Origin of the sequence: Pseudonocardia sp. (genome assembly GCF_035305885.1) — a bacterium.
Classification (GTDB): Bacteria; Actinomycetota; Actinomycetes; order Mycobacteriales; family Pseudonocardiaceae; genus Pseudonocardia.
Map to the genome: position 1 here is coordinate 20552 of NZ_DATGOP010000115.1, position 14543 is coordinate 35094.

At 74.9% G+C, this 14543-nt stretch carries 15 protein-coding genes; 10 read left to right on the plus strand and 5 right to left on the minus strand.

The window, feature by feature from the left end; translation table 11 throughout:
* Positions 1-35 precede the first annotated feature (35 nt).
* Entirely contained in the window at positions 36-812 is a 777-nt protein-coding gene (locus VKZ81_RS24680) for a DUF2339 domain-containing protein (protein WP_324244055.1), read from the plus strand.
* A gap of 11 nt (positions 813-823) precedes the next feature.
* Here the strand turns inward: VKZ81_RS24680 and VKZ81_RS35225 are convergent, their stop codons facing one another.
* Positions 824-1720 (minus strand): hypothetical protein, encoded by an 897-nt coding sequence (locus VKZ81_RS35225; protein WP_414709467.1) that lies wholly within the window; start codon positions 1718-1720, stop codon positions 824-826.
* Between VKZ81_RS35225 and VKZ81_RS24690 the strand changes: the two genes are divergently transcribed.
* The 4 genes from VKZ81_RS24690 (at position 1662) to VKZ81_RS24705 (ending at position 5307) form a co-directional block, all read left to right on the plus strand.
* On the plus strand, positions 1662-1898 hold the full coding sequence (locus tag VKZ81_RS24690) for a hypothetical protein (RefSeq protein WP_324244057.1): 237 nt from the start codon (positions 1662-1664) through the stop codon (positions 1896-1898). The genes VKZ81_RS35225 and VKZ81_RS24690 overlap by 59 nt on opposite strands.
* A 23-nt stretch (positions 1899-1921) precedes the next feature.
* Complete coding sequence (locus VKZ81_RS24695; protein ID WP_324244058.1) at positions 1922-3433, plus strand: TldD/PmbA family protein; 1512 nt, start codon at positions 1922-1924, stop codon at positions 3431-3433.
* Positions 3430-4806, plus strand: coding sequence for a metallopeptidase TldD-related protein (locus VKZ81_RS24700; protein WP_324244059.1), 1377 nt, complete (start codon positions 3430-3432; stop codon positions 4804-4806). Before VKZ81_RS24695 ends, VKZ81_RS24700 begins: the two co-directional genes overlap by 4 nt.
* A 219-nt stretch (positions 4807-5025) precedes the next feature.
* Positions 5026-5307 (plus strand): hypothetical protein, encoded by a 282-nt coding sequence (locus tag VKZ81_RS24705; RefSeq protein WP_324244060.1) that lies wholly within the window; start codon positions 5026-5028, stop codon positions 5305-5307.
* A 10-nt stretch (positions 5308-5317) separates the two neighbouring features.
* Here the strand turns inward: VKZ81_RS24705 and VKZ81_RS24710 are convergent, their stop codons facing one another.
* Positions 5318-5857 carry a TetR/AcrR family transcriptional regulator gene (locus VKZ81_RS24710; RefSeq protein WP_324244061.1) on the minus strand — a complete coding sequence of 180 codons (540 nt, stop codon included), beginning with the start codon at positions 5855-5857 and terminating at the stop codon, positions 5318-5320.
* A gap of 101 nt (positions 5858-5958) precedes the next feature.
* Here VKZ81_RS24710 and VKZ81_RS24715 point away from each other — a divergent pair, with 101 nt between their 5' ends.
* Positions 5959-7488, plus strand: coding sequence for an MFS transporter (locus VKZ81_RS24715; RefSeq protein WP_324244062.1), 1530 nt, complete (start codon positions 5959-5961; stop codon positions 7486-7488).
* On the opposite strand, the gene VKZ81_RS24720 is transcribed toward VKZ81_RS24715, so the two are convergent.
* Positions 7466-7879 (minus strand): winged helix-turn-helix transcriptional regulator, encoded by a 414-nt coding sequence (locus VKZ81_RS24720; protein ID WP_324244063.1) that lies wholly within the window; start codon positions 7877-7879, stop codon positions 7466-7468. The genes VKZ81_RS24715 and VKZ81_RS24720 overlap by 23 nt on opposite strands.
* 212 nt (positions 7880-8091) lie before the next feature.
* Here VKZ81_RS24720 and VKZ81_RS24725 point away from each other — a divergent pair, with 212 nt between their 5' ends.
* Positions 8092-8859 (plus strand): zinc-binding dehydrogenase, encoded by a 768-nt coding sequence (locus VKZ81_RS24725; protein WP_324244064.1) that lies wholly within the window; start codon positions 8092-8094, stop codon positions 8857-8859.
* Here the strand turns inward: VKZ81_RS24725 and VKZ81_RS24730 are convergent.
* Entirely contained in the window at positions 8780-9436 is a 657-nt protein-coding gene (locus tag VKZ81_RS24730) for a TetR/AcrR family transcriptional regulator (protein ID WP_324244065.1), read from the minus strand. The genes VKZ81_RS24725 and VKZ81_RS24730 overlap by 80 nt on opposite strands.
* Positions 9433-9858, minus strand: a complete 426-nt coding sequence (locus VKZ81_RS24735) for a hypothetical protein (RefSeq protein ID WP_324244066.1) — start codon at positions 9856-9858, stop codon at positions 9433-9435. The genes VKZ81_RS24730 and VKZ81_RS24735 overlap by 4 nt, the downstream gene beginning before the upstream one ends.
* A 366-nt stretch (positions 9859-10224) precedes the next feature.
* Here VKZ81_RS24735 and VKZ81_RS24740 point away from each other — a divergent pair, with 366 nt between their 5' ends.
* The 3 genes from VKZ81_RS24740 to VKZ81_RS24750 all read left to right on the plus strand — a co-directional run bounded on the left by VKZ81_RS24740 (position 10225) and on the right by VKZ81_RS24750 (position 14453).
* Positions 10225-12048 carry a phosphoenolpyruvate carboxykinase (GTP) gene (locus tag VKZ81_RS24740; protein WP_324244067.1) on the plus strand — a complete coding sequence of 608 codons (1824 nt, stop codon included), beginning with the start codon at positions 10225-10227 and terminating at the stop codon, positions 12046-12048.
* Positions 12049-12117: 69 nt separating this feature from the next.
* Positions 12118-12336: a DUF3311 domain-containing protein gene (locus tag VKZ81_RS24745; RefSeq protein WP_324244068.1), complete on the plus strand. Its 219-nt coding sequence runs from the start codon at positions 12118-12120 to the stop codon at positions 12334-12336.
* Between the two features lie 242 nt (positions 12337-12578).
* A complete protein-coding gene (locus VKZ81_RS24750; protein ID WP_324244069.1) occupies positions 12579-14453 on the plus strand; it encodes a hypothetical protein in 1875 nt (624 codons plus the stop codon).
* The last annotated feature ends 90 nt before the right edge of the window (positions 14454-14543 follow it).

Consider the following 14543-nt stretch of genomic DNA (forward strand, 5'->3'; position numbering starts at 1 on the left):
CGCGGCCGCGGGGGGGAGGGTGGCGCGGCGCGGCCGTGGCGGCGGCCGCTGCGGGCGCCCTCGCCGCCTTCGCGGCGGTGCCGGGAACCGCGCGTGCGGTCCGGGTGGTGGCCGTCGCCGCGGCGGCGGTGGCGCTGTTCGAGGCCACGGTCGTCGCGTTCGAGGGGGCGACGGCCACGCTCGTGCTGCTCGGCCAGGCGGTCGTCGCCGCCGTGCTGGCGGCGCAGCTGCGGGGCCGGCTGCCGCTCGCGGTCGGGGCCGGCTACGGCGGGATCGCCGTGCTGCTCGCGCTGGCCACCGACGCGCCGCTGGAGCGCCTCGTCCACCACCCCGCGGCCGTGGACGCGCCGCTCGGCACCGCGACCGCGGTGTCGGCGCTCGTGGTGGCGTTCGCGGTGGCCGCCCTGGTGGCGGCCGTGCGGGTCGGGCTCGTGCGCCCCGACCCCGGGTCCGCGCCGCTGTGGGCGCCGCTGGGCGTGGTGGGCCTCTACGGCGCGGCCTCGCTCGTGGTGACCCTGGCCCTGGTCGTCTCGGACGACCACGCCGGGTTCACCGCGGGGCACGCGCTGGTCACCGTGTCGTGGACGGTGGTCGCGCTCGTGCTCCTGGCGGCGGGCATCCGCAGGCCCGCCCTGCGGGTCGCGGGGATGGTGCTGGTCGGGGCCGCGGTGGCGAAGCTCGTGCTGTTCGACCTCGTGGCCCTCGACGGGCTGGCGCGTGTGGCGGCGTTCCTCGGCGCGGGCCTCGTCCTGCTGGCGGCCGGCACGCGGTACGCGCGCCTCGTGGCGGAGGCCGGGGCGGACGCGGCGTAGCGGCTCGCCGTTCACGCGCGCACACGTTCGGCCCGGATCCGGTCCCGGCGGGTGGGGGTGGCTGGCAGCCTGCTGCCATGCCGGACCGCTACGCCGACGCCGTGGTGGCGCGCCGCCGCGAGCTGCGGGAGCTGCGGGAGCGCCTGGGCGGGTCGCACCGCGGCGAGCTGCGCGGCTGCCTCGCCCTCTCCCGGCTCACCGCGGCCCGGGACGCCGAACGGGCGCTCGCCGACCTGCGCCGGGAGGCCGCCGAGCACGTCCGGTGCGGCGACCGGGCCGCGCGCCGCCGCCTCCCCGACCTGGTCGCGGCCGCGGTGGACGCCCTCGCCGCCGACGCGGCCGCGCGCTGGGCGGCCGACCTGGCGCCCGCCCTGCGCCGGATCGCGACCGAGCGCGAGCTGGCCGTGGGGCCCGGCTGGCCCCGCCTGCCCGCCGCGAGCCCGCCCGGCCCGCCGCCGACCGACGAGCCGGCGCCCGACCGCCCGCTCCTCACCCGCCTCGTCGAGGGTGTGGCGCTCGGCCGGCTGGCCCTGTTCCCCCTGGCCGTCCTGCCGCTCGCCGGCCTGCCCGCGCTGGGCGGACCGGCGCTCGCCCCGCTCGCCGTGGTGGTGGGCCTCGCCGCGCTGGCCGTTGCCACCTGCGCCCGCCGGGCCGCGGCCGAACGCGAGCGCCTGCGCCGCAGGGTCGAGCGGATCGTCCAGGCGGCCGCCGTCGCCATCGAGGCCGACCTGGACCGCAGGCTCGTCGAGGTCGAGCTCGCCGCCTCCACCGCGCTGGACGCCGCCGTGCTGCGCAGGCGCGCCGAGGTCGACCGCGAGCTGGCCGCGCTCGCCCCCGCCGGGGCCGGCCGTGGATGAGCCCGGCCGGGTGCCCGACGGGCCCCTCGACGTCGGGACGGGGTTCGACACCGACGGCGACGGCAGCCCCGACACGCTCGTCACCGCCGACGGGATCGACCTCGTCGTCGCGATCGACCACGACGGCGACCGGTTCGCCGACCGGGTGCTGCGGATCGGGCCGGACGCCGCGGTCCGGGAGGCGGGCGTGATCGGCTGGGCCGCCGTGGACGGCTCGGAGGACGGCTAGCGGTCCCCGGCTACGTTGGTCGGGTGCCCGACGATCGCATCGACCCCGAGTTCCGCGCGCTCCCGCTCGCCGCGCTCGCCGACGCGGCGCTGGGCCGGGCGCGCGAGCTCGGTGCCCAGCACGCCGACATCCGCGTCGAACGGATCCGGTCGCAGGGGATCGACCTGCGCGACGGCGCCGTCACCGGCGTCGACGACACCACGACCATCGGCCTCGCGGTGCGCGTGATCGTCGACGGGGTGTGGGGTTTCGCCTCCCACGTCGAGCTCACGCCGACCCGCGCCGCGGCCGCCGCGGAGCGGGCCGTCGAGGTGGCGCGCACGCTCGCGCCGGTGGCCGTCGAACGGGTCGAGCGGGCCGACGAGCCGGTGTACGCGGGAGCCGAGTGGGTGTCGGCCTACGACGTCGACCCGTTCACCGTGCCGGTGCGGGACAAGGTCGCGCTGCTCGCTGAGTGGTCGGGGCGGCTGCTCGCCGCCGACGGCGTCGACCACGTGCACGCGGCCGTCGCGCAGGTGCTGGAGAACAAGTTCTACGCCGACACGGCGGGCACGAGCACCACCCAGCAGCGGGTGCGGATCGGCCCGTCGATCGTCGCCACCGCCGTCGACCGGGCCGAGGGCGGTTTCGAGACGATGGCCTCGCTCGCCCCGCCGGTCGGCCGGGGCTGGGAGTACCTCACCGGCACGGGCTGGGACTTCGACGACGAGCTCGCCCGGATCCCCGAGCTGCTCGCCGAGAAGGTCAAGGCGCCGTCGGTGGAGGCGGGCAGGTACGACCTGGTGATCGACCCGAGCAACCTGTGGCTCACCATCCACGAGTCGGTGGGCCACGCCACCGAGTACGACCGCGCGATCGGCTACGAGGCGGCCTACGCGGGCACGAGCTTCGCCACCCCCGACCAGCTGGGCAGGCTGCGCTACGGCTCGGAGCTCATGCACGTGACCGGCGACCGCACGGAGCCGCACGGCCTGGCCACGATCGGCTACGACGACGACGGCGTGGCGACGACCCGCTGGGACCTGGTCCGGGACGGGATCCTGGTCGGCTACCAGCTCGACCGCACGTTCGCGCCCCGGCTGGGGCTCGAGCGCAGCAACGGGTGCGCGTTCGCCGACTCGCCTCACCACGTGCCGATCCAGCGGATGGCGAACGTGTCCCTGCAGCCGGACCCCGAGCGGGACACCACCGTCGACGAGCTGATCGCGGGCGTCGACCGCGGCATCTACGTCGTCGGCGACAAGTCCTGGTCGATCGACATGCAGCGCTACAACTTCCAGTTCACCGGCCAGCGCTTCTACCGCATCGAGGGCGGCCGGCTCGCCGGGCAGCTGCGCGACGTGGCCTACCAGGCCACCACCACCGACTTCTGGGGGTCGATGGACGCCGTGGGCGGGCCGTCGACCTGGCAGCTGCACGGGGCGATGAACTGCGGCAAGGCCCAGCCGGGGCAGGTGGCCGCGGTGAGCCACGGGTGCCCGGCCGCCCGGTTCCGCGGCGTGAACGTGCTCAACACGCGGGAGGAGGGGCGTTGAGGGCCCAGGAGGTCGTGGAACGCGCGCTGGCGGCGGCGCGGCACCTGCACGGGTGCGCCGTGCTCGTGCGCGAGTCGAGCGAGGCGGCGCTGCGGTGGGCCAACTCGACCATGACGACGAACGGGCACACCACGTCCCGGCGCACCACGGTGATCGCGTTCGTCGAGGTCGACGGGGGCGTCGCGGCGGGCGTCGTCGGCTCCAGCGCTGCGATCGAGGACACGGCCCAGCTCGAGGGGATCGTGCGGGCCGCCGAGGCCGCGGCGCGGGACGCGGGCCCGGCGAAGGACGCGGCGCCGCTGGTGGAGCCGGACGGGGCGGACCCCACCTGGGACGAACCGGCCGCCGAGACCTCGATCGGGGTGTTCGGCCCGTTCGCCGAGGGGCTCGCCGAGGTGCTGGCCGGGCCGCACCTGCAGTACGGCTTCGCCACGCACGAGCTGTCCACGGTGTGGCTCGGCACGTCGACCGGCATCCGCAGGCGCTGGGTGCAGCCCACCGGTTCGGTGGAGCTCAACGCCAAGACCCGAGACCTCCGCGGCTCGGCGTGGACCGGCGCGTCCACCACCGACTTCACCGACGTCGACGCGCGCGCGCTCGCCGCCGAGGCCGAGCGCCGGCTGGCCTGGAGCACCCGCCGCATCGCGCTGCCCCCGGGCCGGTACGAGACGCTGCTGCCGCCGTCGGCCGTCGCGGACCTGATGGTCTACCTCGCCTGGTCGATGGGCGGCAGGGCGGCGCAGGAGGGGCGCAGCGCGCTGGCCGGGCCGGACGGGCCGCGGGTCGGCGAGAAGCTCACGGCGCTCCCGCTCACCCTGGCCAGCGACCCGGCCGCGCCGGGCCTGGAGTACGAGCCGTTCCTCACCGCGACCCGCTCCGGCGAGGGCATCTCGGTGTTCGACAACGGCGCTGCGACGCGGCGGGCCGAGTGGGTGCGCGAGGGCGCGATCGGCGAGCTCGTCTACTCCCGCGCCGAGGCGGAGGAGTTCGGCACGCGGTTCACGCCCGCGGGCGAGAACCTGATCCTCACCGGCGGCTCGCAGGACACGCTCCCCGACCTCGTCGGCCGCACCGAACGCGGCCTGCTGCTGACCTGCCTCTGGTACATCCGGGAGGTCGATCCGACGTCGCTCCTGCTCACCGGGCTCACCCGCGACGGCGTCTACCTCGTGGAGAACGGCGAGGTGGTGGCCGAGGTCGAGCACAACTTCCGCTTCAACTACTCGCCGCTGGACGTGCTGCGGCGGACCACCGAGGTCGGGGCGACCGAGCGCACGATCCCGCGGGAGTGGAAGGACTGGTTCACGCGCACGGCCATGCCGCCGATGCGGGTGCCGGAGTTCAACATGTCGTCGGTGTCGCTGGGCCGATAGGGGGCTGTCGCCGAACGGACGAAGTTCCGATCATCCGAACGGTTGTGCTGCTGGTCACAGCGCGATCGGCCGTTCGCCGCCGGTCAGCGCACCGGTCGGCGCGTCGCGGGCCCAACCGGCACCCGGTGGGGCCGCTTTGCCGTTGACTACCTCGACAGAGCGCCGACGTCGTCGCCGGGTCGAAGGACCGGGAAGGGGCGAGGAGTGTCGTTCGAGGTCGTGAGCGCATACACCCTGCTCGTCGGGGACGCCGACGAGCCCGCCACCGTCAGCGTGCACACCACCGCCGAGGAGGCGTGGCGGGCCCTCGATCGGGAGGTGCGCAGGCGCTGCGGCATGCGCCCGCGCCCCCGTCGCCGCGCGGACGCCGAAGCCGCCACCCGCCTCGCGAACGCGTGGCGGGCCGGCGACCCGGAGGGCCGCTACTGGAACGTGACCGTCCACCGGCTCCCCATCCCGCTGCCGGTGATCGCCCGCGAGGCGGTGGTCGCGGGCCGCTGAGCCGCTTCCGCTATCCCCTGCGCGCGAGCTCGCGCATCCGCTCCAGCAGGTCGTCCACGCTCAGGCCGGGCGGGAGCGGGGTGCCGGTGAGCGTGCGCAGGTAGAGCCCGTCGCCGACGAGCTGGGCGAGCCAGGCGAGCACCGGGTCGCCCAGCTCGTCGAGCAGGGCCGCGTACCCGTCGGCGTCGACCCGGGCGAGCGCGTCGCGCACGGCCTGCTTGGCCGCCGTGGTGTCGGCCAGCCGCAGGACGGCGAGGTAGGTGCGGGTGAGGCCGCCCGGTGACGCGCCACCGGGCGCCGACGTGCGCACGTAGTAGGCCACGGCACCCTCGGGTGCGCTGCGGATCGCTTCGGCGTCGGCCGCGCTGCGCTCCCGCAGCCGGTCGAGCAGTCCCGCGGCGAGCGCCTCCTTCGAGGCGAAGTGGTACAGCAGCCCGCCCTTGGACACGCCGGCGGCCGCGGCCACGGCGTCGAGCGTGACGGCCGCGCCGCCGTGCTCGATCAGCAGCGTCTCGTAGGCGTCCAGCACGCGGTCGCGGGCGCTCGGCACCCGGCGAGTCTATGCACGGGGGTGGTTCCCACCACATGGGGGAATGACCAGGGCTTCTGTACCGTCTAGACGGTACAGTTCCCGCCCCGGAGGACTCCCCGTTGACCACCACCGCCCACCGGAGCGCCCCGCCCGCGCGCGCAGGCCGCCGCGAGTGGGCCGCGCTCGCCGTGCTGCTGCTGCCCACGCTGCTCGTCACGATCGACAACACCGTGCTCGGGTTCGCGCTCCCCGCGATCAGCACGGCGCTGTCGCCGTCGGCCGCGCAGCTGTTGTGGCTCGTGGACGTCTACCCGCTCGTCCTGGCCGGTCTGCTGGTGACGATGGGCACGCTCGGCGACCGGGTGGGCAGGCGCCGCACGCTGATGGTCGGCGTGGCGGGCTTCGGCGCCGTCTCCCTGCTCGCCGCGTTCGCGGCCGACGCCGCGCACCTGGTGGCTGCGCGGGCCCTGCTCGGGTTCTTCGGCGCCATGCTGATGCCCGCCACGCTCGCGCTGCTGCGCACGCTGTTCCGCGACCGCGCGCAGCGCCGGTTCGCCGTCGCGGTCTGGGCCACCGGCTTCGCCGCGGGCTCCGCGCTCGGCCCGATCGTGGGCGGGCTGCTGCTGGAGCACTTCTGGTGGGGCTCGGTGTTCCTGCTCAACGTGCCGGTGATGCTGGTGATGCTGGCGCTCGGCCCGGTGCTGCTGCCGGAGTCGCGCATGGCGAACCCGGGCCGGTTCGACCCGCTCGGGGTCGTGCTCTCGCTGCTCGCCATGGCGCCCGCCGTGCTGGCCGTGAAGACCGTCGCCCACGACGGGATCACCCCGTTCGCCCTGCTGTGCCTGCTGGTCGCCGTGGTCGCGGGCGCGCTGTTCGTGCGCCGGGCGGAGCGGCGCCGAGCCGCCGGCGAGGAGCCACTGCTGGACGTGACGCTGTTCGCCTCGCCGGTGCTGCGGCTGTCCGCGCTCGCCAACGCGACCACGATGTTCGCCCTCACCGGCCTGCTGTTCTTCTCCGCGCAGTACCTCGTGCTCGTGCGCGGGCTCTCGCCGATGGACTCGGGGCTGGTGCTGCTGCCCGGCTTCGTCGTGACGATGGTCGCCGGGCTCGTGGCCGCGCGGCTGGGCCGCCGCTACCCGGTCCGGGCTCTGGTGCCCGCGGGGCTGCTGCTGGCCGCGGCCGGGTACCTGCTGTGCACGCTGCTCGCCGGCGACGAGGCGGTGGTCGTGCTGCTGGCGGCGAGCGTGCTGGTCGGCGCCGGGATCGGCCTGTCGGAGACGATCACGAACGACGCGATCCTGTCCGCGGCCCCGACCGAGCGCGCGGCGTCCGCCTCGGCGGTGTCGGAGACCGCGTACGAGGTCGGCGCGGTGCTCGGCACGGCGGTGCTGGGCAGCGTGCTGTCGGCGGTGTACCGCGCGGGCGTCGAGGTGCCGAGCAGCGTCGGCCCGTCGTTCGCCGCGACCGCCCGCGAGACGCTCGGCGGGGCGGTGGGCGTCGCCCGGCGGCTCACCGGGCGGCCCGCGGGCGAGCTGCTGGAGTCGGCCCAGGCCGCGTTCACCGCAGGGGTGGCGGTCACCTCGCTCGCGGGCTTCGCCGTGCTCGTTCTCGTCGCCGTGACGGTGTTCAGGGGGCTGGCGCGCCGGTGACCCGGTCGTAGGCGGCGCGGGCCGCCGCCACCTCGTCCATGTGCTGCTCGGCCCACTCCTTGATGTGCGCGAGCAGGGGCATGAGCGGGGTGCCGAGCGGCGTGAGGGCGTAGTCGACGCGAACCGGCACCGACGGGGTGACCGACCGGCTGACCAGCCCGTCGCGCTCCAGCGAGCGCAGCGTCTGGGTGAGCATCTTCTGGCTGACGCCCGCGATGCGGCGGCTCAGGTCCGAGTACCGCTGCGGGCCGTCGGCCAGTGCCGAGAGCACGAGCGTGACCCATTTGTCGCCGATCCGGTCCAGCAGCCGGCGCGCCGGGCAGGAGGCGAGGTAGGCGTGGTAGCGGCGCGCCGCCTCCGCGCGGCGCTCCTGGGCCGTGAGCGTGGTCATCCCACCGCCGCGTGCGATGCGCACTGCCGGACGCGATCGAGCTGGTCGAGGTTCCCACGCCCGAGCCGGGGCCGGGGCAGGTCCGGATCGCGGTGGCCTGCGGCCGCGGTGAACCCCGGTGGACGTGGCCACGGCGAGCGGCGCGCCCCTGGAGATCGGGCTCACCGCCCCGCGGGAGCGGTTCGGCCTCGGCTGGGACGTGGCCGGCACGGTTGACGCGGTCGGCGAGGGCAGCGTCGGCGAAGGCGAGCGTCGCCGAGGACCTCGCCGTCGGCACGGCGGTGATCGGCCTGTCCGACCTCCTGGGCCTGCCGCTCAAGACCCACGGGGAGCACGTCGTGCTCGACGCGTCGGCGGTCGCCCCCGCGCCGCGCGGCCTCGACCCGGTCGCGGCGTCGACGATCGCCCTGAACGCACTCACCGCGGACCAGGCCCTGGACGCGCTGGCGCTGCCCGCCGGGTCCACGCTGCTCGTCACCGGGGCCGCGGGGGCGGTCGGCGGGTATGCCGTGCAGCTCGCCCGCCACCGCGGGCTCGAGGTCGTGGCCTGCGCGGCGGCGGCCGACGAGGAGCTGGTCCGCGAGCTGGGAGCGCAGGGCGTCGTGCCCCGCGGCGCCGACCTGCCGACCGCGGTGCGCGCGCTCGTGCCGGGCGGGGTGGACGGCGTCGTCGACGCGGCGCCCGTCGGGGCCGCCGCGCACGAGGCCCTGCGCAACCGGGGCGCGTTCGCCCACCTCGCGGCGACGCCCGCCCCCGCGCCGTTGCGCGGCGCGCGGGTGCACACCGTGCTCATCACCGCCGACGGCGCCCGGTGGCGGGAGCTCGTCGGGCTGGTCGAGGCCGGCGTGATCGGGACGCGGGTCGCGGGCGGCTGGTGCTCGTCCCCTGACGGCCCGGGGCTCAGTCCCGCAGCAGCCGCACCAGGTCGACGACCTGGCGGCCCAGCGGGCGCAGCACGGGCATGCGCGAGAGCCGGATGAGCCGCGCGACGATCGGGACGGTTCGGTCCACGAGCAGGCGAGTGCGCGCCGCCCCCTCGGACCGGTCGTGCACCCAGAACAGCACGACCCCGAGGTGCTGCAGCCACAGCAGCTCGGGCAGCTCGCGGGCGAGCTCCGGGTCGGGGTCGATCCGGGCGCCCGCGAGCACCTCCCGGTAGAGGTCGATCGACGCCGTGCGGGCGGGCCCCGCCTCGGGGCTGAACGGCGACAGCGGGTTGCCCGGCTGGGCGGCCACCGCGAAGAAGCGGCCTGCGAACTCCCGGTACGGCTCGGCCGCGGTGATCCAGGCATGCAGCGTGACCGACAGCCGGGAGGCGAGGTCGGTGCGTCCGGCCAGCTCGGGGAGCGCGAGCGCCCGGTGCTCGGCGACGAGCTGGTCGTAGAAGCCCTGGACCAGCTCGTCCTTGGAGGAGAAGTAGTAGTACGCGTTGCCGACCGACACCCCCGCCCGCTCGGCGACGGCACGCATCGTCGTGCCCTCGAAGCCGCGCTCGCGGAACAGCTCGAGCGCGGCCTCCACGATCGCGTCGCGGGTGCGTCCGCGAGCGGCGGTCACAGGCGGCCCGGGTCACCCACCGGGTTGGTGGGCGTGGTGCCCATGCCGCGTTCGGCCAGGCGCTCCTGGACCTGCTCGGAGATCTCCGAGGCCCGCCTGCGCTCGCGGACCCGGATGAGCACCAGCATCGAGATGCCGTAGGCGAGGCCGAGCGTGAGCAGCACCACCCCGAGCTTGACGACGAACGTCTGCACCGAGTTGTCGCCGGCGACGTCGCTGACCGAGATGATCGCCAGGACACCCAGCGTGACCAGGTGGAACAGCACCGACAGCAGGAGGTTCACCGAGCGGGTGACCTTCTCGTCCTTGAAGACCTCCTGCAGGAACGGCTCGCCCGCCCGCACGAGGAGCCGACCCACCAGGAAGGTCAACCCGACCGATACCGCGAGCAACGCGACGTACTGACCCATCTCCGGCTCCATGGGGCCCTCCCCGAGCATTTGAACGTGTTCAACAGTCTACGCGCACCGTGCGTCGCGGGCCACGTGCGCGGGCTGGTCGCGAGGTCGTGAGGTGTCTGCGCTCCTGGTGGGGGTACCCGCTCCGCCGGGGGCTACGCCTCCGCCCGGACCCGCGGCGCAATGGGTCGGGAGGAAAGCGCTTTCGATTCTTCTGAATCGATTACCTGATCGGTCCTGTGAGTGAGCCGACAGCCACTCGTCGTGCATGGAATCGGCGTTCGCGGGTACCGTCGAGTTCCATCTCCCATGAGCACACCCTCCCCAATCCGGGGTTGGGTGTGCGCAGCATTTCCAGGACCGGGGAAGCCGGCGAGGAGCGAGGACGATATGACTGCGATGACCGTGCCGGGGATCGACGAAGCGCCCACCGCGAACGCTGAGCTGCTGTCCTGGGTGCGTGAGGTCGCGGACCTCACCACGCCGGACCGCGTCGTCTGGTGCGACGGCTCCGACGAGGAGTGGGACCGCCTGACCACGCAGCTCGTCGAGGCGGGCACGTTCGTGAAGCTCAACGAGGAGAAGAAACCGAACTCGTTCTGGGCCGCCTCCGACCCCGACGACGTCGCCCGCGTCGAGGAGCGCACGTTCATCTGCACCGCGGAACGCGAGGGTGCGGGCCCCACCAACAACTGGGTGGACCCGGTCGAGATGAAACGGACGATGACGGACCTCTTCCGCGGGTGCATGCGCGGTCGCACGATGTACGTCATCCCGTTCTGCATGGGCCCGATCGACGCCGAGATCCCGATGCTCGGCGTGGAGATCACCGACTCCGAGTACGTCGTCGTGTCCATGCGGATCATGACCCGGATGGGCGCGAAGGTGCTGCCGCTGTTCGACGACCGCGGCGCCTCCTTCGTGAAGGGCCTGCACTCGGTGGGCGCGCCGCTCGAGCCCGGCCAGAAGGACGTGCCGTGGCCGTGCAACGAGACCAAGTACATCAGCCACTTCCCGGAGACCCGGGAGATCTGGAGCTTCGGCTCCGGCTACGGCGGCAACGCCCTGCTCGGCAAGAAGTGCTACGCGCTGCGCATCGCCTCGGCCATCGCCCACGACGAGGGCTGGCTCGCCGAGCACATGCTGATCCTGAAGTTGATCTCGCCCGAGGGGAAGGCCTACTACATCGCGGCCGCGTTCCCCTCGGCGTGCGGCAAGACGAACCTCGCGATGCTGCAGCCGACCGTTCCGGGCTGGCGCGCCGAGACGATCGGGGACGACATCGCGTGGATGCGATTCGGGGAGGACGGCCGGCTCTACGCGGTGAACCCCGAATACGGCTTTTTCGGGGTGGCGCCGGGTACGAACTGGAAGACCAACCCGAATGCGATGCGCACCATCGAAAAGGGCAACTCGCTGTTCACCAACGTCGCCCTCACCGACGACGGCGACGTGTGGTGGGAGGGCCTCGAGGGCGACCCCCAGCACCTGACGTCGTGGCTCGGCGAGGACTGGACCCCCGACTCCGGCAAGCCGGCCGCCCACCCCAACTCCCGCTACACCACGCCGATCTCGCAGTGCCCGGTCGTGGCGCCGGAGTGGGAGGACCCGAAGGGCGTGCCGATCTCGGCGATCTTCTTCGGCGGCCGCCGCAAGACCACGGTCCCGCTGATCACCGAGTCGCGCGACTGGGTGCACGGCACCTTCATGGGCGCGACGATGTCCAGCGAGATGACCGCCGCGGCCAAGGGCGGCGTGGGCCAGGTGCGCCGCGACCCGATGGCGATGCTGCCCTTCCTCGGCTACAACGTCGGCGACTACTTCCAGCACTGGGTGAACGTCGGCAAGTCGGCCGACGCCGCCAAGCTGCCGCGGATCTTCTACGTCAACTGGTTCCGCCGCGGTGAGGACGGCCGCTTCCTGTGGCCGGGCTTCGGCGAGAACTCCCGCGTGCTGAAGTGGGCGATCGAGCGGATCGAAGGCAAGGCGGCCGCCGTCGAGACCCCGATCGGCTACGTCCCCACCCCCGAGTCGCTCGACCTCGAGGGCCTCGACGTTCCGCGGGAGGACCTGGAGGCGGCCCTCGCCGTCGACCCGGAGGAGTGGAAGCAGGAGATCCCGCTCATCGAGGAGTGGTTCGAGAAGGTCGGCGACCGGCTCCCCACCTCGATGCGCGACGAGCTGGAGGCGCTGAAGCTCCGCCTGGGGGCGTGATCCTCGAGACCGGGGCGCCCCGGGGCCGGACCGGCCCCGGGGCGCCCCGGCGCTCGTAGGATGACGGCCGTGCGCCGATGGCACCTGCTCCTGCTCGTGCCCTTCCTCGCTCTCGTCACCCCGTGGTTCAACTCGGTGGAGCCGCGGCTCGCCGGGATCCCGTTCTTCTACTGGGCGCAGTTCGCCTGCATCCCGGTCACCATCGCGTGCCTCGCGGTGGTGCACCTGCGCACGAAGTGCCCACCGGACGTGCCTCCACCCGACGAGCGACCGTTCACCGCACCGTAGCTACCGTTCATCGCACGTTCGCGAACCTTTCACGGCCCTCGATCGTTGTCGCCGCCCCGCGAAAATTGATCCACTCGCCCGAACCCCCGATCGGGTGGCCGGACGCCGCCCAACGCGGCCGTTCTGGCGCTCCGTGACCGCCGAACGCTGTCCTCCCTCCTCAGCGGGGTGCAACAGTCGGACGGCGCCCGCGATGACGACGGTGACCACCGCGCGCGAGCGGTGGCAGCGGAGGTGACCACGTGCTCGAAGTGGGAACGGCGAACCAGCGCAGCGAGGACGACGACCTGGCCGTCTTCGTCGACCGTCTGGCGGCGGCGGGTGACGACCAGGCCACCACCGACGCGCAGGCCCGGATCCGCGACCTGATCGCGGCGGGCGACCCGCCGCCCGGCGTGCGCAGGCTCGCCGAGGCGCTCGCCGCCTCGGTCGCCGACCTCCCCCCGCCGCCCCGCCGTCCGTTGGAGGACGCGTCGTCGCTGGTCGCGGCGGTCCGGGACAACACGCTGGTCGTCCTCGAGGACTTCGACGCGGCCGCGACGGGCCGCGCCGTCGCCGCGCTGCTCGGCGACGGGCGGCGCGTGGTCGTCACCGGTGCGGACGCCGCCCGGCTGGACGCGGTGCGCGAGGCGCTACCCGCCGACGCGGCCGACCGCGCCCTTTCCGGCCTGCCCGACGTGCCCCCCGCGGAGTCGCGCGAGCTGCGGCGGCTGCTCGCGACCTCCACGCCGCAGCGCCGCGCGCGCGGCGACCAGGTCCTGCCCCCGGAGTCGGCGGTGCCGGACGCGGCCGAGGTCGCGCGGCTGTGCGCGCTCGCCATGGGCTCGGAGGCCGCGGGCGACGGCGAGTTCGTCCTGCCCACCCTGCTCGCGAACCTCGACGAGGAGCGCCGCGCGGCCGTCACCTCCGTGGCCGAGCGCGTCGACAGCGCCTTGGCCGCGATGCCGGCGCGCGAGGAGCACGGGTGGGCGTGGCAGCTGCTGTCGGAGCTGATCTTCGGGCAGCAGCGGGCGGCGTTCGACCGGATGGTCGAGGACGTGGCGGAGGTCATCGCCGTGCTCGACCGCACGCGCGACGCCCCGCCGGTGTCGTTCACGGCGCCTCCCCCGCCGGACGCGGCGGAGGCCCTCATCCGCTACCGCGAGTTCCTCGCCGCGGGCGGCCGGGCGCGCTCCTACTTCCGGCCGGCGGTCCAGCGCGACGTGGAGCCGGTGCTGGAGGTGGCCCGGGTCGGGGCGCGCGTGCCCGAGACGCAGGAGGACATCGACCGGGTGCTCGAGTACCTCGAGCTCGTCGAGCGCCAGGCCAGGGTCGACGCCGCCTGCACCGAGCTGGGCGTGCCGCTGCCCGCCGACGAGCACGAGCTGGGCGAGGTCGGCGACGCGCTGGGCCGCATCGCGACGGCGGCGCGGGCGGTCGGCGCCCTCCGCCACGACGTGCTGTTCATCGCGGAGGACTCCCCGTTGTCGGTCCCCGACGTGGAGACCGCCCAGGAGATCGCCGCGGCCATCCTGGAGTTCGCGGTGCACGGCTCGGGCGTCGACGCCGCCCGCAGGCTCGACGCGCTCGCCGAGGAGCTGGAAGCGCTGAGCCCCGTCAGCACCACGGCGCCCGAGCACGAGCAGGCGGTCGCGGCGTTGCGCAGGCGCGACGCCGCCGATTTCGCGGCCGCCGTCGACGCGCTGGGCGCGGCCCGCCGCGAGCAGGTCGACCACCAGCGGTGCGCGCTGCTGCAGCAGCGCCTCGCCGAGGGCGCGCCCCGGCTCGCGGAGGCGTGGGCTGCGCTCGCCGAGACCGAGCCCGCCGCGCTCGGGTTCGCGTCGTTCGTGCCGGTCGAGCCGCTGCTGTCCACGCTCCCGCCGTCGGACAGCGCGGACGTCGTGCTCGTGCTGGGCGCGAGCGGCCTCGGGGTGGAGCGGCTGCTGCTCAGCGCCGTGGCGCCGCGCATCGTCGGCGTGGTCGCCCCGGGCGAGGCGGCCGGCGAGGGCCCCACGCTGCTGAGCGTGCTCAGGCGCGCCAACGCCCTCGTCATCAGGGGGCGCACCGGCGGCGGCCGGGTGGTCCCGCTCAAGCAGAACCAGCCGCGGGCGGCGGCGCCGGTCGGCCAGGCCGGCTAGCGACCCGACTCCCCCCACCCGGAGCGCACCTCACACAGCGCCGGAGGTCTGCGAAGCGGATCAACGGTGTGGGGAAGTCGCCCCGGCGCG